Here is a 4758-nt window from a genome sequence, read left to right as displayed (position 1 = left end):
CCCTTTGGGGCCGCATCAGGGGCGTGACCTGCGGAAAGTCACACGCCCCGACCCTGCGTCGTCATCTCGGTGACACACGTTTTCCTGCCGCGGTGGCAAGGAGATCCACATATGGCACTCGTTTCATCACGCTCCATCCGTCACGACCGGGCTGGGACGGCTTCGGTCACCACGATCGGCCAGAGGTAGAAACGCCATGACTCACGACACCCACGCCGGAGCCGACCTGCCCGGCGGAAGCCGCGCGGGAGAGGCGTCCGGCGAAGCGCCTGCGCTCGACCCCCGCCGCTGGCTCGCCCTGATCATCGTGCTGGTGGCCGGGTTCATGGACATGCTCGACGTGACGATCGTCAACGTCGTCATCCCGAGCATCCAGAAGGACCTGCACGCCGACTACACCCAGATCGAGTGGGTCGTGGCCGGCTATGTCCTGGGCTTCGCCGCCCTGCTGATCACCGGCGGCCGGCTCGGTGACATCTACGGCCGCAAGAAGATGTTCCTGATCGGCGTGGCGGGCTTCACCGTCGCCTCGGCCCTCTGCGGTGTGGCCGGCGGTCCCGGCATGCTCATCGCCGCGCGCTTCCTCCAGGGCGCCATGGCCGGACTGATGGTTCCTCAGATCCTGGCGATCATCCATGTCACGTTCCCGTCCGAGGAGCGCGGCAAGGTGCTCGGCATCTGGGGCGGTGTGCTCGGCTCCGCCTCGGTGGCCGGTCTGATCGTCGGCGGTGTGCTGGTCGACGCGAACATCGCGGACCTGGAGTGGCGTCCGATCTTCCTGGTCAACATCCCGGTGGGCATCGGCGCCTTCATCGCCGCCTGGTTCTTCGTCCGCGACTCCAAGTCGCCCGCCGCGCCCAAGCTCGACCCGGTCGGCGTGGTCATCGCCGTGACCGGCATCCTGATGCTGGTCTATCCGCTCGCCGAGGGCCGTACGCTCGGCTGGCCGCTGTGGACGTACCTCCTGATGGCGGGCTCGGTCGTGGTCTTCGGCATCCTGGTCGTCTTCGAGCGCCACCGCACCCGGACCGTGGGCTCGCCGCTGGTGGTGCTCAGCCTCTTCAAGGAGCGGGCGTTCACCGCGGGCATGCTGGTGTGGACGCTGTTCTGGATCGCGCTCGGCGGCTTCTTCCTGGTATGGACGCTGTACATGCAGCTGGGGCTCGGCTGGTCCCCCATGCGCGCCGGTCTGACCGGCGCGGCCTTCGCGGTCGGCGCGGCGGCGGGCTCGGGTCTCGCGGTCGAGGTGTTCACCCCGCGCATCGGGCGCCTCACGCTGATCGGCGGCGCGCTCCTGAACGCGCTGGGCTTCGCCGCGTACATCTTCGTCGCCCACCACTACGGCCCGGGCATCCCGTCCTGGCAGATGATCGCGCCGCTGGTCGTCACCGGCTTCGGCTTCGGTCTGGTGGTGGCCCCGATGATCGACGCGATCCTCACCAAGGTGCCCGCCAAGGACGCGGGTTCCGCCTCCGGTCTCCTCGGCACCACCCAGCAGGTCGGTATGGCGCTCGGTGTCGCGCTGGTCGGGGTGCTCTTCTTCGGCCACCTCTCCAGCGACTCCGACCACGGCGTCGACAAGGTCACCCCGGCCCTGCGCCAGGAGCTGGTGGCCGCGGGCGTCCCGGCGGGCGGCGTCGACGACATCGTCAAGGGCTTCCGGGCGTGTGTGCACGACCGGTCGGCCGAGTCGGACCCGACCAAGGTCCCGGCCAGCTGCAAGCCGTCCTCGGTGCCCGGCGCCGACAAGGTCCAGCCGATCCTGACCCGGCAGGGCCAGGAGGCCGTGAGCCACAACTTCGTCAAGAGCTTCGACCTCAGCCTCTGGTACGGGGTCGGCATCCTGGTGCTGGTGGCGCTCGGCATGTTCGCGCTGCCCCGCGAGGTGCACGCGCGCGACCTCGACGCGGAGCTGGAGGCGCTGGGCGAGCCCGTCGCCCGGGGAGTGTGACGCCCCGGCGCTGACACACCGCCCCGGTGCACCCCCGACTCCCCGCGGACGTACGCCGGTCGCTCAGGCCGACGCGCGCTTGCGGGGAGTCGTCTTCTTCGCGGCCGTCTTCTTGGCCGCCGTCGAGGTGGACTTCTTGGCGCCCGCCGAGGAGGACTTGGGGGACGCCGCCGTCTTCTTGGCGGTCTTCGAGGCCGACTTGGTGGCGGTCGACTTGGCGGCTGCCCTGCCGGTGCTCTTCGCGCTGTCCCGGCCCGTGCTCTTCGCGGTCTTCTTCGCCGGGGCCGTCTTGCGGGCGGCCGTCTTGCGCGGCTTCAGCTCGGTGACCTCGGCCCGCGCCCCGGCCGGCTCCCCGGCCTCCTCGCCGCGCGCCTCCTTCGCGGCGCGCACACTGCTCTCCAGCGCGGCCATCAGGTCGATGACCTTGCCGCCGCGCGGGGACTCGGGCGCCTCGGACGGGGGCAGCGCGCCGCCCGCCTTGGAGGCGATCAGGGCCTCCACCGCCTCCCGGTAGTCGTCGTGCAGGGTGTCCACGTCGACCTCGCCGAGGGTGTCCATCAGGGCGTCGGCCAGATCGAGCTCGGCGTCGCGCACCTTGACGTCGCTGTCCGGGGCGACGCCCTCGGGGGTGCGGATCTCGTCCGGCCAGAGCAGCCCGTGCATGGCGATGACGTCGTCCACGACCCGCAGCATCCCCAGCCGCTCACGCCCGCGCAGCGCGAACTTGGCGATGGCCACCTTGCGGCTGCGCTTGAGCGCCTCCCTGAGCAGGGTGTACGGCTTGGCCGCCGGGACCCCGCTGGCGCTCAGGTAGTACGCCGCGTCGATCTGGAGCGGGTCGATGGAGTCGGACGGGACGAACGCGACGATCTCGATGGTCCTGGCGGTGGGCAGCGGCAGCGCGGCCAGGTCGTCGTCGCTGATGGGCACCAGCGACCCGTCGGCGTCCTCGTACGCCTTGCCGATCTCCGAGGCGTCCAGCTCCTCGCCGTCCAGCTCGCACACCTTGCGGTAGCGGACCCGTCCGCCGTCCTCCGTGTGGATCTGCCGGAACGAGATCGAATGGCTCTCGGTCGCGTTGTAGAGCTTGATCGGAATGCTGACCAGCCCAAATGAGATCGCACCGTTCCATATGGATCGCACTATTCGTCCTCTATGCCGGGATTAGTGGGATTCTCATCGTATGACGCCGATCACGTGGGTGGAGGGGCGACGCGTGGCGCTCTCCCGTCTGGAGAAGGTGCTGTACCCGGCGACCGGCACCACCAAGGGCGAGGTGCTGCACTACTACGCCTCCGTCGCGGGCGCGCTCCTGGCCCATCTGCACAACCGGCCGGTGTCCTTCCTGCGCTACCCGGACGGCCCCGACGGCCAGCTCTTCTTCACCAAGAATCCCCCGCCCGGCACGCCCTCCTGGGTGAAGACCGCCGCGGTCCCGCGCTCCGAGGACAGCGGCGCGCGCCAGGTGACCGTCCCGGACCTGTCGACCCTGATGTGGGCGGCGAACCTGGTGGTGGAGTTCCACACCCCGCAGTGGCAGGCGGACGCGCCCGCGCGGGCCGACCGGATGGTCTTCGACCTGGACCCGGGGGCCCCGGCGACGGTGGTGGAGTGCTGCGCGGTGGCGCGCTGGCTGCGCGAGCGGCTCGCGGCGGACGCCCTGCACGCGTACGCCAAGACCTCCGGCTCCAAGGGCCTGCATCTGCTCGTCCCGCTGGAGCCGACCGCGTCCGAGCACGTCTCGCGGTACGCCAAGGGGCTGGCGCAGGAGGCGGAGGCGGCCCTTCCCGACCTGGTCACGCACCGGATGGCGAAGGCGCTGCGGCCCGGCAAGGTGTTCGTCGACCACAGCCAGAACGCGGCGGCGAAGACGACGGCGGCGCCGTACACGCTCCGGGCGCGGGAGCGGCCGACGGTGTCGGCGCCGGTGTCCTGGGCGGAGGTGGAGTCCTGCCGCGCGCCCCAGGACCTGGTCTTCCTCCTCGGGGACATCGAACCGAGGCTGTCGGCGGACGGGGACCTGCTGGGCCCCCTGATCAACCTCAACCGGGCGGGACGGCTGCCGTGAGCGTGCGACCGCCGGTACGGGTGGCGCTGGCGCGGTCGGTACGGGAGCTGCCGCGCGGGCCGGGCTGGTGGTACGAGCCCAAGTTCGACGGCCACCGGATGGTGGTGTTCCGGGAGGCGTCCGGGGTGGTGCTCCAGGCCCGGTCGGGCCGGGTGGTCACGGCCGCGTTCCCCGACCTGGTGGCGGCGGCGCTGGAGGTGCCGGCGGGGTGCGTGCTCGACGGGGAGGTGGTGGTGTGGACGGAGGGGCGCACGGACTTCGCGGCGGTGCAGCGCCGGGCGGCGGCCACGGCCGCGCGCGCCGCGCTGCTGGCGGCGCGGCTGCCGGCGTCGTACGCGGCCTTCGACGTCCTCGCCGACCGGGGCGAGGACGTACGCCGACTGCCGTACGGCGAGCGCCGCGCCCGCCTGGTGTCCCTGCTGGCCCCGCTGGGCCCCCCGCTCCAGCCGGTCCCGGCGACCTCCGACATCGAGACGGCCCTGACCTGGTACGAGGCGCTCCCCGCGAGCGGCATCGAGGGCCTGGTGGCCAAACGGGACGACTCCTCCTACCGGGGCGGGACCCGGGCCTGGCGGAAGGTGCGGCACACCGAGACGTGGGAGGGGGTGGTGGTCGGGTACGTGGGCCCGGCGCGGCGGCCCAGCGCGCTGGTGCTGGTGCTGCCCGGGGACGACGCGGTGACGGTGTCGACCCCGCTGTCGTCGGCGCTGCGGGCGGAGGCGGGCCGGGCCCACGTACC

General features: G+C 71.9%; 4 protein-coding genes. 3 read left to right on the top strand and 1 reads right to left on the bottom strand.

Annotation, left to right across the window (positions count from 1 at the left end; genetic code table 11):
• Positions 1 to 196: 196 nt before the first annotated feature.
• Positions 197 to 1951: an MFS transporter gene (locus ACJA3G_RS30410; RefSeq protein ID WP_406556257.1), complete on the top strand. Its 1755-nt coding sequence runs from the start codon at positions 197 to 199 to the stop codon at positions 1949 to 1951.
• A gap of 63 nt (positions 1952 to 2014) precedes the next feature.
• Here ACJA3G_RS30410 and ACJA3G_RS30405 read toward each other — a convergent pair whose 3' ends face one another.
• Entirely contained in the window at positions 2015 to 3094 is a 1080-nt protein-coding gene (locus ACJA3G_RS30405; protein ID WP_406556256.1) for a Ku protein, read from the bottom strand.
• A 40-nt stretch (positions 3095 to 3134) separates the two neighbouring features.
• Between ACJA3G_RS30405 and ligD the strand changes: the two genes are divergently transcribed.
• Both ligD and ACJA3G_RS30395 read left to right on the top strand, forming a co-directional pair.
• Complete coding sequence (gene ligD, locus ACJA3G_RS30400; RefSeq protein WP_406556255.1) at positions 3135 to 4019, top strand: non-homologous end-joining DNA ligase; 885 nt, start codon at positions 3135 to 3137, stop codon at positions 4017 to 4019.
• Positions 4016 to 4758: RNA ligase family protein (locus ACJA3G_RS30395; RefSeq protein WP_406556254.1), on the top strand; the 743-nt coding region annotated here is incomplete at its 3' end. The genes ligD and ACJA3G_RS30395, both read left to right, overlap by 4 nt.

Source organism: Streptomyces sp. YS-3 (assembly GCF_045257485.1).
In the GTDB taxonomy this organism is placed as follows: Bacteria; Actinomycetota; Actinomycetes; order Streptomycetales; family Streptomycetaceae; genus Streptomyces.
The sequence above is the reverse complement of the archived record's forward strand: the minus strand, read 5'-3'. Positions and strand labels throughout refer to the sequence as shown.

Excerpts from the sequence above, each read along its gene's own strand:
- ACJA3G_RS30410 (WP_406556257.1), top strand. The coding sequence starts at position 197 with ATGACTCACGACACCCACGCCGGAGCCGACCTGCCCGGCGGAAGCCGC.
- ligD (WP_406556255.1), top strand. The coding sequence starts at position 3,135 with ATGACGCCGATCACGTGGGTGGAGGGGCGACGCGTGGCGCTCTCCCGT.